Source organism: Cryobacterium sp. TMT2-42-4, from assembly GCF_004402645.1.
Taxonomy (GTDB): Bacteria; Actinomycetota; Actinomycetes; order Actinomycetales; family Microbacteriaceae; genus Cryobacterium; species Cryobacterium sandaracinum.
Genome location: NZ_SOFT01000048.1, coordinates 111383 through 132284, shown reverse-complemented (window position 1 = coordinate 132284; position 20902 = coordinate 111383). Strand labels below are relative to the sequence as shown.

24 protein-coding genes are annotated in these 20902 nt (G+C 68.5%); 9 read left to right on the top strand and 15 right to left on the bottom strand.

Annotated elements, in window-relative coordinates; all coding sequences use genetic code 11:
- Window positions 1-2: 2 nt before the first annotated feature.
- The 3 genes from E3O18_RS15790 to E3O18_RS15780 are packed head-to-tail and all read right to left on the bottom strand — an operon-like array spanning window position 3 to window position 3518.
- On the bottom strand, window positions 3-1364 hold the full coding sequence (locus E3O18_RS15790; protein ID WP_134394753.1) for an aldehyde dehydrogenase family protein: 1362 nt from the start codon (window positions 1362-1364) through the stop codon (window positions 3-5).
- Window positions 1361-2164, bottom strand: coding sequence for a gamma-glutamyl-gamma-aminobutyrate hydrolase family protein (locus E3O18_RS15785; protein ID WP_241976656.1), 804 nt, complete (start codon window positions 2162-2164; stop codon window positions 1361-1363). Before E3O18_RS15785 ends, E3O18_RS15790 begins: the two co-directional genes overlap by 4 nt.
- Window positions 2151-3518 (bottom strand): glutamine synthetase family protein, encoded by a 1368-nt coding sequence (locus E3O18_RS15780; RefSeq protein ID WP_134394752.1) that lies wholly within the window; start codon window positions 3516-3518, stop codon window positions 2151-2153. Before E3O18_RS15780 ends, E3O18_RS15785 begins: the two co-directional genes overlap by 14 nt.
- Before the next feature lie 219 nt (window positions 3519-3737).
- Here E3O18_RS15780 and E3O18_RS15775 point away from each other — a divergent pair, with 219 nt between their 5' ends.
- The 3 genes from E3O18_RS15775 to E3O18_RS15770 all read left to right on the top strand — a co-directional run bounded on the left by E3O18_RS15775 (window position 3738) and on the right by E3O18_RS15770 (window position 6300).
- Window positions 3738-5285, top strand: coding sequence for an amino acid permease (locus E3O18_RS15775; RefSeq protein WP_134394751.1), 1548 nt, complete (start codon window positions 3738-3740; stop codon window positions 5283-5285).
- A gap of 221 nt (window positions 5286-5506) precedes the next feature.
- A complete protein-coding gene (locus E3O18_RS16685; RefSeq protein WP_241978217.1) occupies window positions 5507-5752 on the top strand; it encodes a hypothetical protein in 246 nt (81 codons plus the stop codon).
- On the top strand, window positions 5740-6300 hold the full coding sequence (locus E3O18_RS15770; RefSeq protein WP_241978216.1) for an alpha/beta hydrolase: 561 nt from the start codon (window positions 5740-5742) through the stop codon (window positions 6298-6300). The genes E3O18_RS16685 and E3O18_RS15770 overlap by 13 nt, the downstream gene beginning before the upstream one ends.
- Before the next feature lie 42 nt (window positions 6301-6342).
- On the opposite strand, the gene E3O18_RS15765 is transcribed toward E3O18_RS15770, so the two are convergent.
- The 3 genes from E3O18_RS15765 to E3O18_RS15755 all read right to left on the bottom strand — a co-directional run bounded on the left by E3O18_RS15765 (window position 6343) and on the right by E3O18_RS15755 (window position 9684).
- Complete coding sequence (locus E3O18_RS15765; RefSeq protein ID WP_166784655.1) at window positions 6343-7104, bottom strand: glycosyltransferase family A protein; 762 nt, start codon at window positions 7102-7104, stop codon at window positions 6343-6345.
- Window positions 7105-7165: 61 nt separating this feature from the next.
- Window positions 7166-8041 (bottom strand): fumarylacetoacetate hydrolase family protein, encoded by an 876-nt coding sequence (locus E3O18_RS15760; protein ID WP_241973279.1) that lies wholly within the window; start codon window positions 8039-8041, stop codon window positions 7166-7168.
- Window positions 8038-9684, bottom strand: coding sequence for an AlkA N-terminal domain-containing protein (locus E3O18_RS15755; RefSeq protein ID WP_277870899.1), 1647 nt, complete (start codon window positions 9682-9684; stop codon window positions 8038-8040). Before E3O18_RS15755 ends, E3O18_RS15760 begins: the two co-directional genes overlap by 4 nt.
- 135 nt (window positions 9685-9819) lie before the next feature.
- Between E3O18_RS15755 and E3O18_RS15750 the strand changes: the two genes are divergently transcribed.
- The 3 genes from E3O18_RS15750 (at window position 9820) to E3O18_RS15740 (ending at window position 13000) form a co-directional block, all read left to right on the top strand.
- A complete protein-coding gene (locus E3O18_RS15750) occupies window positions 9820-11211 on the top strand; it encodes an FAD-linked oxidase C-terminal domain-containing protein (RefSeq protein ID WP_134418479.1) in 1392 nt (463 codons plus the stop codon).
- A gap of 22 nt (window positions 11212-11233) precedes the next feature.
- A complete protein-coding gene (locus E3O18_RS15745) occupies window positions 11234-12469 on the top strand; it encodes a PrsW family intramembrane metalloprotease (RefSeq protein ID WP_134394746.1) in 1236 nt (411 codons plus the stop codon).
- A 159-nt stretch (window positions 12470-12628) separates the two neighbouring features.
- Complete coding sequence (locus E3O18_RS15740; protein WP_134418478.1) at window positions 12629-13000, top strand: FKBP-type peptidyl-prolyl cis-trans isomerase; 372 nt, start codon at window positions 12629-12631, stop codon at window positions 12998-13000.
- A gap of 39 nt (window positions 13001-13039) precedes the next feature.
- Here E3O18_RS15740 and E3O18_RS15735 read toward each other — a convergent pair whose 3' ends face one another.
- Entirely contained in the window at window positions 13040-13324 is a 285-nt protein-coding gene (locus E3O18_RS15735) for a DUF167 domain-containing protein (RefSeq protein ID WP_241976653.1), read from the bottom strand.
- 56 nt (window positions 13325-13380) lie between these two features.
- Between E3O18_RS15735 and E3O18_RS15730 the strand changes: the two genes are divergently transcribed.
- Window positions 13381-13800 (top strand): hypothetical protein, encoded by a 420-nt coding sequence (locus tag E3O18_RS15730; RefSeq protein WP_134394742.1) that lies wholly within the window; start codon window positions 13381-13383, stop codon window positions 13798-13800.
- Window positions 13801-13976: 176 nt separating this feature from the next.
- Here the strand turns inward: E3O18_RS15730 and E3O18_RS15725 are convergent, their stop codons facing one another.
- The 6 genes from E3O18_RS15725 to E3O18_RS16210 all read right to left on the bottom strand — a co-directional run bounded on the left by E3O18_RS15725 (window position 13977) and on the right by E3O18_RS16210 (window position 17485).
- Window positions 13977-14537: an integrase core domain-containing protein gene (locus tag E3O18_RS15725; RefSeq protein WP_134418477.1), complete on the bottom strand. Its 561-nt coding sequence runs from the start codon at window positions 14535-14537 to the stop codon at window positions 13977-13979.
- Window positions 14538-14545: 8 nt separating this feature from the next.
- Window positions 14546-14857 carry a transposase gene (locus tag E3O18_RS15720; RefSeq protein WP_134394738.1) on the bottom strand — a complete coding sequence of 104 codons (312 nt, stop codon included), beginning with the start codon at window positions 14855-14857 and terminating at the stop codon, window positions 14546-14548.
- Window positions 14858-15154: 297 nt separating this feature from the next.
- Entirely contained in the window at window positions 15155-15589 is a 435-nt protein-coding gene (locus E3O18_RS15715; protein WP_134394736.1) for a hypothetical protein, read from the bottom strand.
- Between the two features lie 175 nt (window positions 15590-15764).
- Window positions 15765-16580, bottom strand: coding sequence for an SDR family NAD(P)-dependent oxidoreductase (locus E3O18_RS15710; RefSeq protein ID WP_255570057.1), 816 nt, complete (start codon window positions 16578-16580; stop codon window positions 15765-15767).
- 37 nt (window positions 16581-16617) lie between these two features.
- Window positions 16618-17043: a pyridoxamine 5'-phosphate oxidase family protein gene (locus tag E3O18_RS15705; RefSeq protein ID WP_134394732.1), complete on the bottom strand. Its 426-nt coding sequence runs from the start codon at window positions 17041-17043 to the stop codon at window positions 16618-16620.
- A gap of 112 nt (window positions 17044-17155) precedes the next feature.
- Window positions 17156-17485 (bottom strand): LPXTG cell wall anchor domain-containing protein, encoded by a 330-nt coding sequence (locus tag E3O18_RS16210; protein ID WP_166784949.1) that lies wholly within the window; start codon window positions 17483-17485, stop codon window positions 17156-17158.
- Here E3O18_RS16210 and E3O18_RS15695 point away from each other — a divergent pair.
- Window positions 17472-17864: a hypothetical protein gene (locus tag E3O18_RS15695; protein WP_134394728.1), complete on the top strand. Its 393-nt coding sequence runs from the start codon at window positions 17472-17474 to the stop codon at window positions 17862-17864. The two genes, E3O18_RS16210 and E3O18_RS15695, sit on opposite strands and share 14 nt — an antisense overlap.
- Window positions 17865-18157: 293 nt before the next feature.
- On the opposite strand, the gene E3O18_RS15690 is transcribed toward E3O18_RS15695, so the two are convergent.
- Window positions 18158-18427, bottom strand: coding sequence for a protealysin inhibitor emfourin (locus tag E3O18_RS15690; RefSeq protein WP_134394726.1), 270 nt, complete (start codon window positions 18425-18427; stop codon window positions 18158-18160).
- Between the two features lie 10 nt (window positions 18428-18437).
- Window positions 18438-19619: a M4 family metallopeptidase gene (locus E3O18_RS15685; protein ID WP_134394724.1), complete on the bottom strand. Its 1182-nt coding sequence runs from the start codon at window positions 19617-19619 to the stop codon at window positions 18438-18440.
- 253 nt (window positions 19620-19872) lie between these two features.
- Here E3O18_RS15685 and E3O18_RS15680 point away from each other — a divergent pair, with 253 nt between their 5' ends.
- Window positions 19873-20763: an LLM class flavin-dependent oxidoreductase gene (locus E3O18_RS15680; RefSeq protein WP_134418474.1), complete on the top strand. Its 891-nt coding sequence runs from the start codon at window positions 19873-19875 to the stop codon at window positions 20761-20763.
- Window positions 20764-20902: the final 139 nt, after the last annotated feature.

Genomic DNA, 20902 nt, shown 5'->3' with positions numbered 1-20902 from the left:
GTCTAGTCGACTGCGATGAAGACGTTCTTGGTCTCGGTGAACGACAATGGGGCGTCCGGGCCCAGTTCCCGGCCAAGGCCCGACTGCTTGAAGCCGCCGAACGGAGTCGAGTAGCGCACGGAGGAGTGCGAGTTGACGGACAGATTGCCGGATTCCACGGCCCGCGCCACTCGGATCGCCCGGCCCACGTCGCGGGTCCAGATCGATCCGGAGAGGCCGTAGTCGGTGTCGTTGGCGAGGTTCACGGCGTCGTCCTCACCGTCGAACGGCAGCACGGTGACGACGGGTCCGAAGATCTCGTCGGTGACAGAGCGGTCCGTGCGGGAGTCCGGGGTGAGCACGGTCGGCGGGAACCAGAAACCCGGTCCGGTCGGAGCGCTGCCCCGAAAGGCCACGGGGGAGCCCTCCGGCACATAGGCCGAGACCGCGGCGTGGTGCGCGGCCGAGACGAGCGGGCCCATCTCGGTGCTCTCGTCGGCGGGATCGCCCACCCGCACACCGGCGACGGCCGGCTCGAGCAGCTCGAGAAACCGGTCGTAGACGCTCCGCTCCACCAGTATGCGGCTGCGGGCGCAGCAGTCCTGACCGGCGTTCTCGAACACCCCGGAGGGTGCGGTGGCGGCGGCCTTCTCCAGGTTGGAGTCGGCGAACACGATGTTGGCGCTCTTGCCGCCGAGTTCCAGGGTGACCCGTTTGACCTGGGCGGCGCAGCCGGCCATGATCCGCTTGCCGACATCCGTCGACCCGGTGAAGACGACCTTCCGCACCTGGGGGTGCGTCACGAACCGCTCGCCGACCACCGATCCGCGGCCGGGCAGCACCTGGAACAGCCCCTCGGGCAGGCCGGCCTCCCGGGCGAGTACGCCCAGTTGGATGCTGGAGAGTGGCGTCCACTCCGCCGGTTTCAGCAACACCGCGTTGCCAGCCGCTAGGGCGGGAGCGAAACCCCAGGCCGCGATCGTCATCGGGAAGTTCCACGGGGTGATGATGCCGACCACACCCAGCGGTTCCTGGAAGGTCACGTCGAGACCGCCGGATACCGGGATCTGCCGCCCGAAGAGTCGCTCGGGGGCGGCCGAGTAGTAGGTCAACACGTCGCGCACATGGCCGGCCTCCCAGCGCGCCTGCATGATCGGATGCCCCGAGTTGGCCATCTCGATGCGGGCCAGGTTCTCCCGGTCCCCGTCCACGGCCTCCGCGAAGCGGCGCAGAACGGCAGCCTTGTCGGCCGGCGCCACCCGGGACCAGAGCCGCTGCGCGGCCACCGCCCGGGAGACGGCCTCATCGGTCGCATCCGTGTCGAGGTGTTCGACCACGGATACTGTGGTCTCGTCGGCCGGGTTGATCACGGTGTAGCTGCTCACAGGGTCGCCCTTTCCTGGTCGTGCTCGTGGTCATGGGTCGCCCGGTAGCGGGCGGCCGCGTCGACCAGGCCCGCGAAGAGACGTAGGTCGTCGTGCTGTTCCGGATGCCACTGCACGGCCAGCCCGAACGGGACGTCGGTGAGTTCCACGGCCTGCACTACCCCGTCGTGAGTGCGTGCGGACACGGTGAGTCCGGCGCCGATCCGGTCGATGGACTGGTGGTGGTAGACGGGAACGGGAAGCGGCACGTCCAGGGCGTCGAGCAGCCCGTGCAGCCGCGACTCGGGTTCCACGTGCACGTCCACGATCGTGAAGACGCCGCCGCCGGCCTGGTAACCGCCGTGGCCCACGACGTCGGGCAGGTGCTGGTGCAGGGTGCCGCCCTGTGCGATGTTGAGCATCTGGGCGCCGCGGCAGATGCCTAGCAGCGGCAGCTCCCGGTCGATGGCCCGGTGGATCAGCTCATGCTCCCAGGCGTCGCGGTCCCGCCGAGGCTCGTCGGTTTCCGTGTGGGCGGCCTGACCGTAACGCGCGGGATCGACGTCCTTGCCGCCGGTGATGACCAGGCCGTCGAGGCCGTCGAGCACCCGGTCGGCAATGGCCGCGTCCACGGGCTGCGGCGGCAGCAGCACGGCGATGCCGCCCGCGCGGATGACCGAGTCGAAATAGGCCTGGGGCAGGAAGGCGGCCGGCACGTCCCAGACACCGGTCTGGGACTGCTCGAGATAGGTGGTCAGGCCGATCACGGGGCGCAGGTCGGCACCGGGGCGCGGTGAGGTTCCGGGGTCAGAGGCGCTCAAAGCCGCGCACCCGCTCCCAGTCGGTCACCGCCGCGTCATAGGCTTCCAGCTCGATCCGCGCGTTGTTGAGGTAGTGATCGACGACCTCGTCGCCGAACGCCTCCCGGGCGACCGTGGATGTCGCGAACAGTGCGGTGGCCTCCCGCAGCGAGGCCGGAACCCGCTCGGCGCCGCTCTCGTAGGCGTTGCCGACGAAGACATCGTCCAGTTCGAGTTCGTTCTCGATGCCGTAGAGGCCGGCCGCGATCAGCGCGGCCACGGCCAGGTACTGGTTCACGTCGCCGCCGGGCACTCGGTTCTCCACCCGCAGGCCGAGGCCGGCCCCCACCACGCGCAGGGCGCACGTGCGGTTATCGAGCCCCCAGGCGATCGCTGTCGGCGCGAAACTGCCGCTGACATAGCGCTTATAGGAGTTGATGTTCGGCGCCGAGAACAGGGTCAGCTCGCGCATCACCGCGAGCTGGCCGGCGAGGAAGTGACGGAACAGCGTCGACATACCGTAATCGGCGTCCTTGTCGGCGAAGACCGCGGATCCGTCGGTGTCGCGCAGGCTGATATGGATGTGGCAGCTGTTGCCCTCCCGCTCGTTGAACTTGGCCATGAAGGTCAGGCTCTTGCCGTGGGCATCCGCGATCTCCTTGGCGCCGTTCTTGTAGATGGAGTGGTTGTCGCAGGTGGCCAGGGCGTCGGTGTAGCGGAACGCGATCTCCTGCTGGCCCAGGTTGCACTCGCCCTTGACGCCCTCGCAGTACATTCCGGCGCCGTCCATGGCGTTACGGATGTCCCGCAGTAACGGTTCCATCCGGGTGGAGGCGAGCAGCGCATAGTCGATGTTGTAGTCGCTGGCGGGGGTCAGGTCGCGGTAGCCCTTCTTCCACGCCTCCCGATAGCCGTCGTCGAAGACGATGAACTCCAGCTCGGTGCCGACATAGGGCACCAGCCCGCGGTCGGCCAGCCGGGCCAGCTGGGTTTTCAGGATCTGGCGCGGCGACGCCACGACGGGTGTCTTGTCGAGCCACTGCAGGTCCGCGGTGACGAGGGCGGCCCCGGGCAGCCAGGGCGCGCGTCGCAGCGTGGCAAGGTCGGGGATCATGGCCATGTCGCCGTAGCCGCGTCGCCAGCTCGACATCTCATAGCCGTCCACCGTGTTCATCTCCACGTCGACGGCCAGCAGATAGTTGCAGCACTCCGCGCCGTGGCCGGCCACGTCTTCCAGGAAGAGCCGCGCGGAGACCCGCTTGCCCACCAGCCGCCCCTGCATATCGGTGAATGCGACGACGACCGTGTCGATGTCGCCGCCGCGAACCAGGGAGGTGAGGTCCTCGAGCGAGAGATTTCCGGAGCGGGGTGTCATCAACTTCTCCTCATCGAGCCGGTCAAAGGGTGAACATTCGACCATTAGACCACAGATCGAGCGCGGCGTAACGGCCAATTTTTGTTCCGCTCGACTCAGTAATCGGGACGTAAAGGTATGTACAAGCCACCATTGGAGCCCTATAGTCATGCCAACGTAAACTCCCGGAGTTGCCGCTCGTTCGCTGAGGTGTGCAACCAGAGCGCAAAGGAATCCAGGATGTCCAAAGACACCTTGAACGTCTCGGGCGTGACCTACACGACGGCAGAGGCAGGGTACTTCGAGAAACGCAAGCTCCGCCGCAGCGCCGGGATCTGGGGGCTGTGGGGCCTCGCCGTCGCCGCGGTCATCTCCGGCGATTTCTCGGGCTGGAACTTCGGCATCGATTTCGCCGGGTTCGGCGGAATGCTGATCGCCTTCGCCCTCTTGATCGTCATGTACTACGGCATGATCTTCGCGATCGGGGAGATGGCGTCGGCCATGCCGCACACGGGCGGCGCCTATTCGTTCGCCCGGGCGGCGCTCGGGCCCTGGGGCGGTTTCGTCACCGGCCTGGCCGAGACCATCGAGTATGTCGCGACCACCGCGGTGATCGTGTACTTCTCGGCGTCCTACGCCGACGGCATCACGAGTGAACTGCTCGGAGTCTCACTGCCCGCCTGGGCATGGTGGGCCATCCTCTACGCCGTATTCATCGGCCTGAACTCGGCCGGCGCCGCGATCTCATTCAAATTCGCGATCGTGGTCTCGATCATCTCCATCGGCATCCTGCTGGTGTTCTCGGCCATGGCGGCCTTCTCCGGGCTCTTCAGTGTGGACAACCTCTTCGATATCGCCCCGGAGGCCGGCCAGTCCGAGTTCCTGCCCTTCGGCGTGGTGCCGATCCTGTTCGCCCTGCCCTACGCCATGTGGTTCTTCCTCGGAATTGAGGAGCTGCCGCTGGCCGCGGAGGAATCTCACGACCCGGTGCGGGACATCCCGCGAGCGGGTCTGATCGCCCGCACGACCCTGATCGTGACCGGGCTCCTGGTGCTGGTGCTCAACACCGGGATAGTCGGGGCCTCGAACATCGCCACCGCCGGGGAGCCTCTGCTCGACGGCTTTCGGGCGATGGTCGGCGACGAGGCGGCCGCTGTGCTGGCCCTGTTCGCCCTGGTCGGGCTGCTGGCCTCCCTGCAGGGAATCATGTTCGCGTACGGGCGCAACATGTACTCCCTGTCGCGGGCCGGCTACTACCCGAAATTCCTCTCCCTGACCGGCCGCCGCCAGACTCCGGCTGTGGCGCTGCTGGTGGGGGCCCTGATCGGCTTCGTGGCCCTGATCCTCGTCGACTCGCTCGGCGGCGCCGGCGGCGTGGCCGGGGCGATTGTGCTCAACATCGCCGTATGGGGAGCCGTGATCGCCTACATCCTGCAGATGATCTCGTTCGTCGTGTTGCGCCGAAAGTACCCGAACGCGAACCGGCCCTACCGCAGCCCGTGGGGCGTACCCGGGGCGGTGATCGCGGGCATCCTCTCGCTGGCGATCTTCTTCGGGTTTTTCATCAACGAGCCGGCCCGCCCGGCGATCGCGGCCATCGCCGTGGTCTACGTGGTCATGCTGCTGATCTTCGCGCTCTACGGGCGCAAGCGCCTCGTGCTCTCCCCGGAGGAAGAATACGCGGTGTCCGGCGGCCTGCACGGCGACCCGCAGAAGGAGGGCTACGGCGGCGCCGTGGAGGAGCAACTGCTCGCTCTCGACGGCCGGGACGACCAGCGCGCACAGTAGCCGAGCGATTTTCGATCGCTTGGTTGGGTCGCCCTCCGCCGGTCAGAGCTGACGCACCCGCGTGGACGCTGTTCAGCACCGGCCGAGCGACCGGCCGGTGTTGAACCAATTCGACGGAGATTCTCGAGGAAAACACTCAGTTCGCCGTGGTGAGGTCCGTTTTCGGCGAAATCTCCGTTGAATTCGCTCGGGCTGCGGGGCGGGAGCGCTACTGTGACGCCATGTGCGTCTGGCAGCGGCGTTCCCGCGGCCGACCGGGTTCCGCGCCGGCCGCTCGGCCGGTAGGGAACCCGGCCGATGTGATGGTGCTGCGCGACCACACCCTCCCCGACCGGGACTGGACGGTGCTGCCCGCAGGCAGCCGCGCCTTCTGGTTCCCGGTGCCGAGCGGGAACCTCGCCACCTTCGAGCTGGGCGACCCGGCCGCTCCGAGCCCTGGGACTAGGCCCTGTTCGTGGCCGATCTGATCGCGTTCCTCGACGCAGGGTCCACCCCGGTGCACGTGCTCGGCTACTCGTTCGCTGGGATCGTCGCCGAGCTGGCCCTAGCCGAACGCCCCGAGCTGTTCGCGAGCCTGGTGCTGCTGGGTGTGCCGCCACAGCCCGGCCAGGCGTTCCGGCGGGTGCGCTGGATTGGCCCGCTGAGCCGGGTGCTCCCGCCGAGGCAGATCGCGGGACTGACCATCTGGGCCATCGTCTCCAACGTGAACCGGGTGCCCCTGGGCCGACTCGCTTTCGTGCGGCGCCGGTTCGGCGTCACGAACCGGCACAGCGTCGACGAGATCGTCGGGCTGATGAAACGGATGCCCGCCCAACGTGCCCTGCTTCGGCGCGCGCCGATCCCGTGTCTCGTTGCAGTCGGCGACCGAGACGTCTGGCCCACGGCACTCCACCGGGAGTTCGCCCGTCAGATTGGGGCCAAAATCCGGGTGTACCGCACCGGCCACAGCCCGTGCGAGACCACCCCGAACCAGCTGGCGCGCGATATGCCCGCGCTTTACCGCGCGGCCGGCTGAACCGGAGACCGCCGGGCTGATCCGACGCCTCCGCGAGACAGGTCAGCGCCCGATCGTGGGACGCCCGGCCCGGCGCCGCCGCACCGCGTACCGGGCGGCATGCCGGCGCCACGGGTTGTTCTCCGGCCAGCCCTGCAGCAGGGTGCGCCCGCCCCACCGCGCCCGGCGGGCGATGGCGCTCCAGGAATCGAAGGGCCGGCCGGAGATGGCCACCCGCAGGGTCGGGTCGTAGCGCACGCGCACCGCGGGGCTCAGGTTCATACTCAGGTCGAGGTCGTCGTGGATGTCGTCGCGGTCGCGGTGCACCCGGAGGCGGGCCTCCAGCCAGACCGCCCGGTGCATGGCGAAATTCGAGCCGAAGACCGGGCGGTGCCCCAACCAGAACGGCATCCAGAAGAAATAACCGCCGATGTAGAAGGTCCCGCCCAACCAGGCCACGAGGGGGCTGCAGCCGTAGAAATCGCCGGGGCCGGTGACCATGTCGCTCCCGGGGGACTCCGCCAGCGCGGACTCGATCCGCGCCAGCCAGTCGGCCGGCGGCACGGAGTCGGCGTCGAGTCGGGCGATCACGTCACCGGATGCCGCGTCGTAGCCGGCCGCAGCCGCCGGCCAGATGCCCCGCTGGGTCGCCCGCACGACCCGCGCACCCCCGGAGAGAGCGACCTCTGCCGAAGCATCCGTGCTCGCGTTGTCGACGACGATCACCTCGTCGGGCACCCGCTGCTGCCGGGCCAGAGCCGTGAGGCAGGCTTGGAGAAAGGCGGCGTCGTTGTAGCAGGGGATCACGACCGAGATCGTCATCATCGCTGCGTCCTTTCCCGCGCGCAGTGAGCTGTCGCGTTGATCCTCCATCTGGCGGTCACGGTCAGATCGCGCGGCAGTGCGTGGTGAGGAACCCGATCTTGTCGATGGTGATCGTGACCGTCGAACCGTCGCGCAGGAATACCGGCGGTTTGCGGCTGTAGCCGGCGCCGCCCGGGCTGCCGGTGGAGATGAGCGTGCCCGGCATCAGGGTCGAGGTTCTGGAGAGGTAGGAGATAATCTCGGCGACCGAGCGCACCATGTCGCCGCTCGAGGCATCCTGCAGGATGCGGCCGTCGACGTGGGTGGTCAGCCACAGGTCCTGCGGGTCGGCGATCTGGTCTGCCGTGATGACGACCGGCCCGGTGGGCGTGAAACCGTCGAAGGACTTGCAGCGCGACCACTGCGCCTCGGAGAATTGCAGGTCGCGCGCCGTGATGTCGTTGACGACCGTGTAGCCGAAGACATGGTCGAGAGCGTCCGCCACCGACACGTGGTGTGCGGCCGTGCCGATGATCACGCCGAGCTCCGCCTCGTAGTCGACCTGGCTGGTCAGATCGGTCGGCCAGGTGATCGTGGACTCGTGCCCGGTGAGCGAGTTGGGCCAGAGCGAGAACACGGTCGCGGCCGTTTCGACGCGCAGTTCGAGCTCGGAGGAGTGGGCGGCGTAGTTGGCGCCGATCGCGATGATCTGAGGCGGACGCAGCACGGCCGACGAGTAGCGCAGCTCGCCCAGCGGGGTGAGCGTTGCTCCCTGCGCGGCGGCGTTCTGGCTCAGGGCGCGCACCCGGTCGTACTCGTCAGAGTCCTTCTCGATCAGGTCCTGCAGATCGCGGGGGGCGTCGTCCATGATCTCGTCGAGGAACAGCGCTGCGTCGTCGAAGACGGCGGCGAGCCGCGGAGTGGTTTGACCTTCAACTCTCAGGTGGGCGAATTTCACCTGTTTAGGCTATCTGGCCCGGGAGCGGTCGCGGTGCGCGGGGCAGCCGCGGCGCCTGCCGCGCGCCACAGGTGCATGCCGGCGTAGCTGCGCCACGGCGCCCAGGCGGCACCGTGGCGGGCGAGTTGCCGGGCCTCCGCGGGCAGGCCGAGCCGCCCGGCGCCCTGCAACAGGGCCAGGTCGCTGGTCAGCAGGATGTCCGGGCTGCCCAGCACGCGCAGAGCCACGTATCCGGCCGTCCACGGTCCGATCCCGGCCAGGGCGGTCAGACGGGACTCGAGATCCTCCCGGGTCTGCCCGTAAGAGAGCACCAGATCGCCGGAGCAGAGCGCCTCCGCCACGCCGATGATCGCGTTGATGCGTGCGGCCGGGCCGCGAAGCACGCCGCGGCCCTCGGTCGCGATCCGCTGGGCGGTGGGGAACAGCCGGGTCAGGGGAGCGGTGGTGGGGTCGTGGATGAAGGGGCTGGTGCCGGTGGTGGCGCTGGCGCTTTCGCTGTCGCCCGCACCCGGGTACACGTCGTCGCCGAGCGCAGCGGCCAGCCGGGTGAGTGCCGTTCGGGCGGAAGCCACCGAGACCTGCTGGCCGATGAGCGCGCGGAACAGGGTCTCCTCGGGGTCCACGCTGCCCGGCACGCGTATGCCGGGGGTGGCCGCGATTCCGGCCGCGAGTTGCGGGTCCCGCCCGAGCGCCAGGTCGATCGCCCGGGAGTCCGCGTCCAGGTCAAGCAGGCGCCGCACCCGGCTGACGAGCGGCGCGAGGTCGGCGAGGCTGGCCAGGCGGGCGCGGCAGGCGACGCCTGGCGCGGCCGCCGTTCCCGACAGGGTCAGTTCCACCGTCGCGGGTCCGTGTGGCAGGCGCAGCGTGCGCGCGTAACGAGCATCCGTCGCCTGCTCCACCCCCGCGAGGCCTCGCGCGGCGAGGAACCGCAGTACCCCCACCCCGTCGAACGGCGCGCGCGCCGGCAGCAGCAGGTCGATGCCCGTCCCGTCGACGAGCCCGAAGACGGCCTCCCCGATCCCGCCGACGCTGAGGGGCTGGGCGCGGGGCTGGGCGCGGGCGGGACGGGCGCGGCGCAGCTCGGTGGGGGTGCGCTCGTAGACGGCGGCGATGGTGTCGTTGAACTGGCGCACGCTGCCGAAACCGGCGGCGAATGCGACCTCGGTGATCGGGACATCCGTGCTCGCCAGCAGCACGCGGGCGGTCTGCGCTCGATGCGCCCGGGCGAGCGCGAGCGGGCCGGCGCCCAGCTCGGTCACGAGCACGCGGGTCAGGTGCCGTTCGCTGTAGCCGAGGCGGCGGGCGAGGCCGGGCACGCCCTCCCGCTCAACCGTGCCGTCGCTGATCAGGCGCATGGCGCGGGCGGCGAGGTCGTCACGGATGTTCCAGTCCGGCGACCCGGGGACGGCATCAGGAAGGCAGCGTTTGCACGCCCGCAGGCCGGCCTCGTGCGCGGCCGCGCTGGTGAGATAGAACGACACATTGGCCGGCTTCGGTGTGGCCGCCGGGCAGCTGGGGCGGCAGTAGATTCCGGTGGAGTGCACGCCCGTGATGAACTGACCGTCGAAGCGGGAGTCTCGGGAGGACATGGCCCGGTAGCGCTCGAAGAAGACCGGATCGAGCCCGGCAGGAGGGATGGTCACCCGGCCAGCCTGCCACCGCTAGCTCGGGCGCACCAGCGGGAATCGGCCATCGCCGGTGCCGGCCGCAGCGGCCGCGGGCCATGCCGGCCTGCGTTCGGGCCTGCCCTCCGGCACCCGGCCCGGTACTCTGGGCGTATGACCGCACTGGAGCGTCTGCAGGCCGAACTCGGCACCCACGTCAGCGTCGATCCGCGCCGGCTCGCGGCCGTTCGGGGCGACAAATCGGGCTGGGTTGCCCCAGGGATGCCGCTGGCGGTCGTCTACGCCGCATCCGTCGACCAGGTGCAGGCCACGCTGCGCATCGCGACCGAGTTTCGCGTGCCGGTGATCACCCGCGGAGCCGGAACGGGCCTTGCCGGGGGAGCGTGCGGCACGGACGGCGCCATTGTGCTGAGCCTGGAACGGATGAACCGTATCCTCGAGATCCGCCCGGAGGATGAACTGGCCGTGGTCGAGCCGGGCGTGCTCAACGGCGACCTCAACATGGCCCTCTCCGCGCACGGGCTGTGGTTCACGCCGGACCCGGCAAGCCGGGCGATCTCCTCGGTCGGCGGCAACATCGCCACCAACGCGGGTGGGCTGCTCTGCGCGAAGTACGGCGTCACCCGGGAGGCGGTGCTGGCGTTGACGGTGGTGCTCGCCGACGGGAGCCTGCTGGAGATCGGGCACCGCACCGTCAAGGGCGTCACCGGCTACGATTTGACCGCGCTGCTCACCGGCTCGGAGGGCACCCTCGGCGTGATCGTCGAGGCCACCGTGCGGGCGCGCGCCATCACCCTGGGCGAGACCGTCACGATCGGCGCGACGTTCCCCGACGTGGCCCAGGCGGCCGCGGCATCCGGTCTCGTCACGGCGGCCCGGCTGCGCCCGGCCGTGATGGAACTCATCGACCCGGTGGCTCTGGCCCTGATCGTGGCGTACCTCGGGCCGAACCTGTTCGAGGGAGTTCCGGCCGGGAGAGCGTTCCTTCTGGTGCAGACGGATGGACCGGGGAGCCAGGCGGAGGCGGACCAGGTGGTGGCCGTGCTGCTGGCTGCGGGCGGGGAGGTGCGCGTCTCCACCGACGCCGAATCCGCCGATCGACTGCTGGCCGTGCGGCGGGCCGCGCACCCGGCGCTGGCCGCCCACGGCGAGGTTCTGATCGAGGATGTCTGCGTGCCCCGCTCCCGGCTGGCCGAGATGTTCGCCCGGATTGCTGAGATCAGCGCCCGCACGGGCCTGCCCATCCCCACGGTGGCCCACGCCGGAGACGGCAATCTGCACCCCAATTTCCTGATCCCGTTCGATCCGGCCCGGGGCGGCGCGGAGCCGGTCGTGCCGGAGGCGGTCTGGCTGGCGGCCGACGAGCTCTTCCGTGCCGCGCTCGAACTCGGCGGCACGCTCACCGGCGAGCACGGGGTCGGCGTGCTCAAGCGGCGCTGGCTGGCCGAGGAGCTCGGCGACACGGGCTTCGCCTTGCAGCGTCGGATCAAGGCGGCGTTCGACCCGTTGGGCATCCTCAACCCGGGCACCATGTTCGAGGCGTGAGCGCGCCGCTAGTCTGTTGGGCATGACCCACGAGCCGACCCCGGAGCACTCCGCCGCCGCCGCCCATTCTCATCCGGCCGGAACCCAGCCCGCAGCCCAGCCTGCCCCGGTGCAGCCCGCGGCCCAGCCCGTGCAGCCCGTCTGGACCGCCCCCGTTCGTCGCACCCGGGCGGGCATCGTCACGCTCACGGTCGCCGGCCTCGTCATCGGGGGCGCCGCGCTGCTGCTGGTGTTCGTCTACCTGGCCACCTTCCTCGGTGCCGGCACACTGCTGGTCGGCCTCATCCTGGCGCTCATCCCGCTGATCGGGATTTTGCTCGCCGTGGGCTGGATCGATCGGTGGGAGCCCGAACCCCGCCCGGCCCTCTGGTTCGCGTTTCTCTGGGGCGCCGGCGTCTCCATCGTGACGGCGCTGCTCTTCGACCTCGGCGTGCAGCTGGCCCGGGCCGGCGCCGGAGCCATCGAAACGGATGACGGTTTCGCCGCCGCCGTCTTCCAGGCGCCCCTCGTCGAGGAGGCTGCCAAGGGCGCGGGGGTGCTGCTGCTCTTCTGGGTGCTGCGTCGCAGATTCGACGGCCCGGTCGATGGCGTGGTCTATGCCGCGACGATCGCCGCCGGATTCGCCTTCACCGAAAATATCCAATATTTCGGTGTGGCGATGATGGAGGGCGGCGCCGAGAACCTGGGCTTCACGTTCCTGGTGCGGGGGGTGTTGTCGCCCTTCGCCCATGTCTTGTTCACCGCCTGCATCGGCTTGGCGTGCGGGCTGGCGGTCCGGTACCGGCCGTTCCTGGCCTTTGCCACGATTCTGCTCGGATTCGTCTCGGCGATCTTTCTGCACTTCGTCTGGAACGGGGCGTTCTACCTGGTCGAGAGTGGCTCGCTGGTGGCGTACTACCTCGCCGTGCAGGTGCCTTTGTTCCTCGGCGCGATCATGGTTGTCGTGCTGCTGCGGCGCCAGGAAGAACGCGTCACCGTGCTCCGGCTGAGCGAGTATGCCGCGGCCGGCTGGTTCAGCCCGGCCGAGGTGGGCATGCTCGCCACCCGCGATGGCCGTCGGCAGGCTCGATCCTGGGCCGCGCGGCAGCCCCACACCCGGAAACGGGCCATGCACCACTTCATCCACAACTCCACCCGCCTCGCTTTCGCCCGTCAACGCATGGTGAACGGCACGGCCGCGAACGTCGACCGGGCCGACGAAACGGAGCTGCTGGGGCTGATCCAGCGCGACCGTGCCGGCGTGATCACCGGACGCTGATGCCCTGACGCACAGGGACTCGCCGCCCCGGTGGTGTGGCAGTGCCGACGACTCTCCCGGAGCGGCGAGTTCTGTTCCCATGGTGCGCCCGACGGCCGCGTTCGCGCAAGGGGGAATTTTCGGTGTGCGGGCGAGCGCGCAATCCGATTGGATAGAGGAATGACTGATCAAAACATCAAGCCCGAACTCGACGCTCCTGAGGGCCCCGCGCCTACCGAACTGACCATCACCGACATCGTGGTGGGCGAGGGAGCCAAAGCAACCCCCGGCGCCACCGTCAACGTGCACTACCTCGGCGTCGCCTACGACACCGGAGACGAATTCGACTCCTCCTGGAGCCGCGGGCAGTCGATCAACTTCCCGCTTGCTCAGCTCATCGCGGGCTGGCAGCAGGGCATCCCCGGCATGAAGGTCGGCGGACGCCGCAAGCTGGTCGTCCCTCCGCACCTGGCCTACGGACCGGCCGGCGGAGGACACCAGCTCTCCGGCCAGACCCTGATCTTCGTGATCGACCTGCTCGGAACCCGCTAGAAATCCGCAGTGCCGGAAGCACGTGCGAGTCGCGCATCGCTACGAATCGTGTTCGATTCGCACGTGCTTGATCCGGGAGGTGTGGCCGCGCACGATGGTCACCGCGCTCTTGGACACGCCGAAGTGCTTGGCCAGCAGCTTCACCAGCGCATCGTTGGCGGCCCCCTCAACAGCCCGCTGCTGCAAGAACACGGTGAGCGCGGCATCCGTCGGAGCACGGGGCGCGTCGTCGCCCGGCTCCCGACCCGGCCCTCCCCCGGAGACCAGCGGTCCCTTCCGGCTACCGGGCTTCACATGCACCGTCAAGTTCACCGTTCGCGTCACGCCGGTCCTCCGGGAATATAGTTCTCTTCACAACGCTAGTGGGCGGAGTCGTCTTCATGATCTCAATCGATAGTGCGCGGGCCCTGGCCGAAGCCGGGCTGCAGTGGCGTCCTGTTTCCGGTGACGCCTTCCGCATCGAGCGCTCCGGCTTCGAAAGCGACGTGTTCACGGTCAGTGACATGACGATCGAGCCGCACGAGTTCGACACGGGAACGATCCTCGGGTTCAACGGCACCACCGAGTGGGCCCTCGATTCACTGGCCCTCGAGGATGCCCTGTGGATGCCGCGTGAGGACCAGCTGCGCGATCTGTTGCGGAGCACGTTCCGTTCGCTCACCCGTCAGGGCGAGGACAGCTACCGGGTGACGGTGGAGCTGAACGGCACGCCGGAATTCTTCGACGCCGCCGACCCCGCGGATGCCTACGGCAACGCGCTCCTGCGTCTGATCAGCCTGTCCGCCGACTCCCTCGCCTGAACACCCACTCTCTCACCGGCTCCGCCGGTGGCCGAGCCTGCCGAGACCCGGTGACCGGGCCCTCGAATCCGCCCATCGGCGTTCGTCACCGTCGCTAGCTCCGAAGTTTTTCGGAACGCGCCGGGCAACCGGCCTGGGGCGACCCGGTCTTTTCGGACGGGGTCCTTGGTTTCATTTTAGGCGGCGAGTGTGAGTTTGATGAGGCGTTCGGTGGGTGTTGAGTAGCCGAGAGTTTGGTGCAGGCGAACGGTGTTGAAGTGGTGAATGTAGTTGATGACTTCGGTGCGGGCCTTGCGCCGTGTCGTGAAGGTTTGCCAGTTGAGGCTTTCGCTCGTGAGTTTGGAGAAGAACGTTTCGGCGGCGGCGTTGTCCCAACACTGCATCTTCGCGCCCATGGAGCGGGAGGCTAGGTCGATGACGGTGGCGAGATAGAGCCAGCCTTCCTGGGTGTGGATGTAGGTGATATCACCGACGAGGATCGTGCCGACGCTCAGCGAGGTGAAGTCCCGCAGGAGCAGATCGACCGGGTCGGCCAGTCGGGAGGCCCGCTGGTAGCGGATCGTGAAGGCGCGTTCTGCCGCGCTCTTGGACTCGGCGAACGCGATCATCACCTGCGCGGTGAGGTCTTCATGCCGCCTCTGCGCGGGCGCGGTGACGTGGTGCGACCAGTCGGAGAACCCTGATGTTGATACTCTGAGCCGGCGGCAGAGGTAGGTGATGGGGAAGTCGGCCTTCATCCGGGAGATCATTTCGAACCGTTGTCGTTTTGATCGAGTTCCAGGAAGAGGGCCTTCGCTTTTTTCTCGAAGTCGAGATCCCTCCGCAGCAGGGCGTTTTCCTTCTCCAGGTCCCGGATCCGTTTCCGGGCTTGCGGCGTGAGCTCACCAGCAGGATCGATGGTCTTCAGCCTCGCGGCGTTGACCCAAGTCCACAGAGTCCGGTGGTTGATCCCGAGCGCTGCGGCGACTTTCACGATCGATTTGTCGCCCTCCGCGACGCGGGCCACCGCGGCAGCCCGAAACTCCGGGCTGAAGTGTTGGTGTTTCTCGTGTTCCATTTGTCTATCCAATCCCGAAGTCAGGAGGACTGTCCGGAAACACTGGGTCACCCCAGCCCACCAGGACGGCGTGTTGCGAAAAACTCCGAAGTTACGTGACACGGATGCGTGCTGATGGGTGCCGATCTGGAGCACGGAATGTCAGTGGTCAGCCGTAACGTGAGTCTCATGAAGCCCTCCTACAGTGAGCACACCCTGCGGTTGCCCGTGCGTTCGGCCGACCCCCCTTGCCGAGAGCCGCACCCTGATGAATGAACTAACCGGCACCCGGGCGGCCCTGCAGGATGGGTCGATCACCTACCGGCAGGCGCAGGCGATCACGGCCCGGCACCAGAAGTCGGTGGGGACCGCACGGTGATCTTCGAGCCGGAGACCGACGGAACGGCGTCGCTCCACTGATACGCCACGGCGGAGAAAATGAAGGCCGGGTACGACCGCCTCACCGTGATGGGGATGAGCCTGCAGGGCCCGAACGAGACCCGTACGCTGACCCAACTGCGGGCGGACGTGTTCGAAGACCTCATCCTCAATGGGGTCACCGCGAATGGCGTCGGCCAGGGCATCCGCGGCTCGGTGCACGTCACCGTCCCGGTGATGACGCTCCTCGGCCACTTCGAGGAACCCGGCCACCTCGAGGAACCCGGCCACCTCGAGGGGTACGGGCCGATCGACCCCGACACCGCCCGCGAGATCGCCGCTCGGGCACCCGGCTTCATCCGAATCCTGACCCATCCGGAGTCCGGGGTGCTAGTTCGACGGGATCACCGCGCACGACAACCTCGCGCATCTGTGCCCGGTCGACCATGCGCTCAAGTCCGAGACCCGGTGGAGTTACGTGCACCTGCCGTACGGCACGCTGACGTGGACCTCGCCGACCGGGCGCACGTTCATCAGCCGGGGACCGACGTCAGGCCAGCCAGGTCGCCGTCATCCGCTGCACGACTCCGCCGTCGAGGTCGGCGAGCTTGGCCCCCACGAACTGGCGCGCCGCCTCCGAGGTCTGCACCCGAAACGGGGGGCGGTCGCCGTCGAGCAGGGCGGCGACGATCTCGCCGGCGCTCCGGGCCGACTGGGCCGAGCCGAAGGATGACGCTGCGCGGGCCAGGTACGCCTCCAGTGCCGCGGCGTACGGGTCGTTGGCCAGGCCGGATTGGTTGAGGTCGCGGCCGACGTTGGCGACGAACGAGGATGCCACGGCGCCGGGTTCGACCACCGTCACCCACACACCGGCCGTGGCGGCAACCGGGGCCAGGCTCTCCATGAATCCCTCCACCGCGAACTTCGCCGCACAATACGCCTCGTTGAAGGGCTGCCCGATGGCTCCACCCACGCTCGAGACGGTGATCAGCCGGCCCCTGCTGCCCCGAAGAAGAGGGAGCGCGGCCCGTGTGAGGGCAACCACCCCGAAGAAGTTCACCTCCATCACGGCGCGAACGTCGTCGACCGTTTCGTTCTCGATGGTGCCGAGCCTCCCCGACCCGGCGTTGTTGATGAGCGCGTCCAGCCGGCCGTGCCGGTCGATGGTCCCGGCCACGGCATCCATGGCCGCCTGCGGTTCAGTCACGTCCAGGCGACGGATGTCGAGACTCACCTCCGCGTCGGCGGCCGCGTCCCGCAGAGCGCGGGTGCCCTCGAGGTTGCGCATGGTGGCTACCACCGTGTGGCCGGCGCGGGCCGCGGCGATGGCGGCGTGGAGTCCGATACCGGAGGAGGTCCCCGTGATCAGAACGACGCTGGAGTCCGGTGCGTGAGTCAGGCTTCTAGTACCGGTCGGGTTCCGGGCCGAGCTGGAACCGGCGGCCTGTGATCCTGGTCGGCGTTATCTCGACGTAGATGTACTTCAGGGTCGGGATGAGCGGGCGCAGCGGCAGTTGATCCGCGGCCTCGATCTCGGCTTGCTTGTCGAGAGCTCGGGCCTCGCCTCGCACCACGACGCTCCACGCCTCGCTACGGCCGATGCCGTCGATCTCGAAGGCGACCCGGTTGTTCACCGTGAGCTCGAGGAGCTTCGTGCCCTCGGCCGTGCGGAAAACGAGCCGCCGGTCTGCGGAGACGAAGTTCACCGGGTAGATGTCCGGCTCACCGGAAATGCTCATCGCGAGTCTTCCGAAACTGGACGAGATCAGGAGATCCCAGCAGTCGTCCTCGCTGAGGTTCTGAACCGCATACAGGTCGTTGGTTTCCATGACTCATAGTCCCACGCGGTCCGGTCCGGCGCGAGCAGGTGCCGGAAACGAAAAACGCGCCCACCGTTCCCCGAGGGGCGGTGGGCGCGTTTCGGCCTGACAGCGAGTCGGATCAGTCCCGACGGACGCGTTCGACGGTGCGTCGCAGAGCGAGGAGCGCGCCGAGTCCGAGGAGCAGAGTGCCGACGGCCACGGAGATCAGCAAGGGAGCCGAGTCGACGCCGGTCGCGGCCAGCTCGGGAGCGGCCGTGATCGTGTCGGCGGCGATCGGGAGGGCCGTCTCGGTCGGGGTCGGGGTCGGGGTCTCGGTCGGTGTCTGCGTCGGCGTGACCTCGGCCGGGAGCGCGATCGTGTTGAGTTCGGTCGCGCACTCCACGGTCGAGCCGCCACCGTTGCTGGAATAGTTGCACTGGTTGATGGTGACGGGAATGTCTGTCGTCACCGTTGCCGAGGGATTCACCCGGCAGTGCACATCGGCGCCGCCGCCGTTCCCGGCGTTGTTGCACTGCGTGACGGTCGCGCCGGTGGTGTTCTCAAGGGGCACGCAGTCGAGTTCCGTGCTGGCTCCGGAGCCGACGCACTGGTTGACCGTGGCTGGGGTTGCCGTGGTCGCACCGGTGATGTGGTTGTTCACGGTCACCGTGCAGATAGTGTTACCGCCGCCGACGTTGATCGAGCCGTTGCACTGGGTGATTGTGTGGATCAGCTTGGAAGAGTTCACGACCGTCGCTGCGGGGGGCTCCACCTCGGTGTTTGCCGCGTGGATGCTGACGACGGTGCTGGTGGTCGACCTTGTCGCGCCGGTGGCCAGATTGAGATAATTGTCGACCGTGACGCTGCATTCGACGGCGCCGGTGCCGCCGCCGACTCCGGCGACATCGTTGCACTGTTCGACGGTGCCGTCGACCGCAGCAGCCGAGGCGGGAACCGCCGGCGAAGCGGTCAGGACGAAGGCCGAGAGGAGGAGGCCGAGGGCCAGAACAATCGAACGGTTCAGTGCCGTCGAGCGAAAGAATGTACGTGAAGTTGTAACAGCCGGCAGATTTGCGATGGAGGCCCCCTTATTAGGGCAACTCTAACAGGGCATTCTCGGGTGCGAACGACGAGGAACGGGTCAACGCCCTTCGTTCACGCCTCTGACCCGGTCAATAAGATCTTTCCACGGCCCAGAGACCTGCTGCTCGCCGAGCACGACCTCGTGGGGTGCGCAACGGATGCGGTAGACGTAGCGGTCCGGCTGCGGAGCAGTCGCGGACACCTCGTCCCAGGGCAGCCCACGGAGAAGTTCCGTCCAGGCGGACCGATCGGGTTGTTCCTCCACCTGGACCTCCCAGGTGGTGCGGATGCCGGCGAAGCCACCGCTGCGCGAAACGACGACCTTCATGGGGCCGACATTACTCCGGCCGAGGGGCAGGAACGACGGTGGCGCGACGGACGCCGGTTCCTGGTCTCGTGCCGGACCGGGGCCGGGATCCGGTGCCGAGCCCGCCGCCGAGGCCGACGGCGGTCCAGCCGGCGATCACGGCCTCGTGTTCTCGGGACCCGGCGCCGTGGCGCGTGACCGCCGCCCGCGAGGTCGCCCGCGCGAACCCGGCGAAGTCCACGGTGCGGCCCAGCGTGCCAGAGGTGAGGGTGTCGAACCAGATCTGGCCGGCCGTCTCCCAGGCGTTTCCGCCGAGAGCTGTGGCCACGAGGTAGAACGCCCGGTTCGGAATGCCCGAATTCAGGTGCACCCCGCCGTTGTCGTCCTCGGTTTCGATGTAGCCGGTCATGTCCGCGGGCTGGGGGTCCTTGCCGAGTACATCGTCGTTGTAGGCGGTGCCGGGAGCCTTCAGCGAGCGCAGCGCGACCCCCTGCACCTGGTCGGTGAAGAGACCTTCGCCGATCAGCCAGCCGGCCTCGGCAGTTGACTGGCCCAGGGAGTGCTGCTCCACCAGTGAGCCGAACACGTCCGACAGGGACTCGTTGATCGCACCTGATTGCCCCTCGTAGGTGAGGTTGGCCGTGAATTGGGTCACTCCGTGCGTGAGCTCATGCCCGATCACCGTCAGCGACGAGGTGAAACGGTTGAAGACCAGGCCGTCGCCATCGCCGAACACCATACGCTCGCCGTCCCAGAACGCGTTGTCGTAGTTGCGGCCGTAGTGCACGGTCGCCTCCAGCGACACACCGCGGTCATCGATCGAGTCGCGCTCGAACACGTTCCAGAACAGGGAATGCGTGTCTCCGAGCCCCGCCCAGGCCTCATTGACCGCGAGATCGGCCCCGGCGGGCTGGCCCTCGCGGCGGACCAGCCGGCCCGGCAGTCGTTCCAGGCCGCCGGCATCCGACACGGCCCGGTCCACGTGCCCGCGAACCCGAGCGGCCGCACCGCCGCGCACACCGGAGTGGACCGACGACGAGGGCGTCGGATGCGCCGCCGCGCGCAATTCCCGGATCGGCACGTCCCGCATCAGAGACCGTCTGGCTGCCTCGGCCGCGGTCGCGAGCCGGGGATCGTCGACCCGCGCCAGCCGCACCAGCAGATACGGCGGCACGATAGTGCACCGGGAGAAGCCGTGCGATGAGCCTGTCATGGGTCGAGTGTGGCACTCGGCGGTGACGCGCACCACAGAAATTCTTGATCAGCCCGTGTGCCGCGACCCTGAGACCCGAGCGAAGGCCCGCGGCGGCATCCGGAACGTGGGCCGGGTGCCGCCGCGGGGGTCTGGTGTCATCAGCAGCCGACCCGCTGCCTGAAAATTGAGGAACGCCGGTCGAGCACCATTAATAGCACCGTGCGCGCCGAGCGAGAAGGTGCCGGTGAGAGGGCTTCCGTAGACTCTCAGCATGCGCTTCGGAATCGTCATACTCCCGCAGGATTCGTGGCCGGAGGCCCGCCGTCGCTGGCAGGGCGCTGAGCAGCTCGGCTTCGACCACGCCTGGACCTACGACCACCTGTCCTGGCGGTCGTTGGCCGACCAGCCCTGGCATGCGACCGTCCCGACGCTGACTGCCGCGGCGGTCGTCACCACGCGGATCCGGCTGGGTACCTTCGTCTCGTCACCGAACTTCCGGCATCCGGTGACCTTCGCCAAGGAGATCGCCACCCTCGACGACATTGCCGGCGGGCGATTCCTGCTCGGGGTGGGCTCCGGCGGAACCGGGTTCGACGCCACCGTGCTCGGGCAGCCCGAGTACACCCCGAAGCAGCGGTCCGAGCGCTTCGCCGCGTTCGTCACGGCCCTCGACCGGCTGCTGCGCCATGAGGAACCGGGCAGCGGCGGCATCAGCTTCGAGGGGGAGTGGGCGAGGGCGGTCGGCGCGCGAATGGTCGGTGTGCCTGCCCAGAAGCCGCGGGTTCCGTTCGTCATCGCCGCGAACGGGCCCAAAGGGCTGCGCCTCGTCACGACGTTCGGTTCCGGCTGGGTGACGACGGGAGCGGACGGCGTCGTGGGCGAGGACTGGTGGGCGGCGGTAGCCGGCCTGACGCACCGGCTGGAGGACACGGCAGTCGTCGCGGGCAGGGAGCCGGCCACCATCGACCGGTACCTGTCCCTCGACAGCGGCGGCAGCTACTCCCTGCAGAGCATCGGAGCGTTCGAGGATGCCGTAGGTCGGGCCGGCGAACTCGGCTTCACCGACGTGATCAGCCACTGGCCGCGAGCGGCCGGCATCTACGCCGGAACGGAAGCCGTTCTGCACCGGGCCGCGGCCGTGATCAGCCGGCAGCGCGCCTAATTCGGAAACTAATCTGAGAAGAACCGACCCCGCAGAGCCGGCCCAAATGAGCTAAAATAAACGATCCGCACCGGGCATCCCCCCTCCATTCTGGAACCGGGTCCCGGTCTCGCTTCAGGCCTCGTCGACGAGGTGCTGA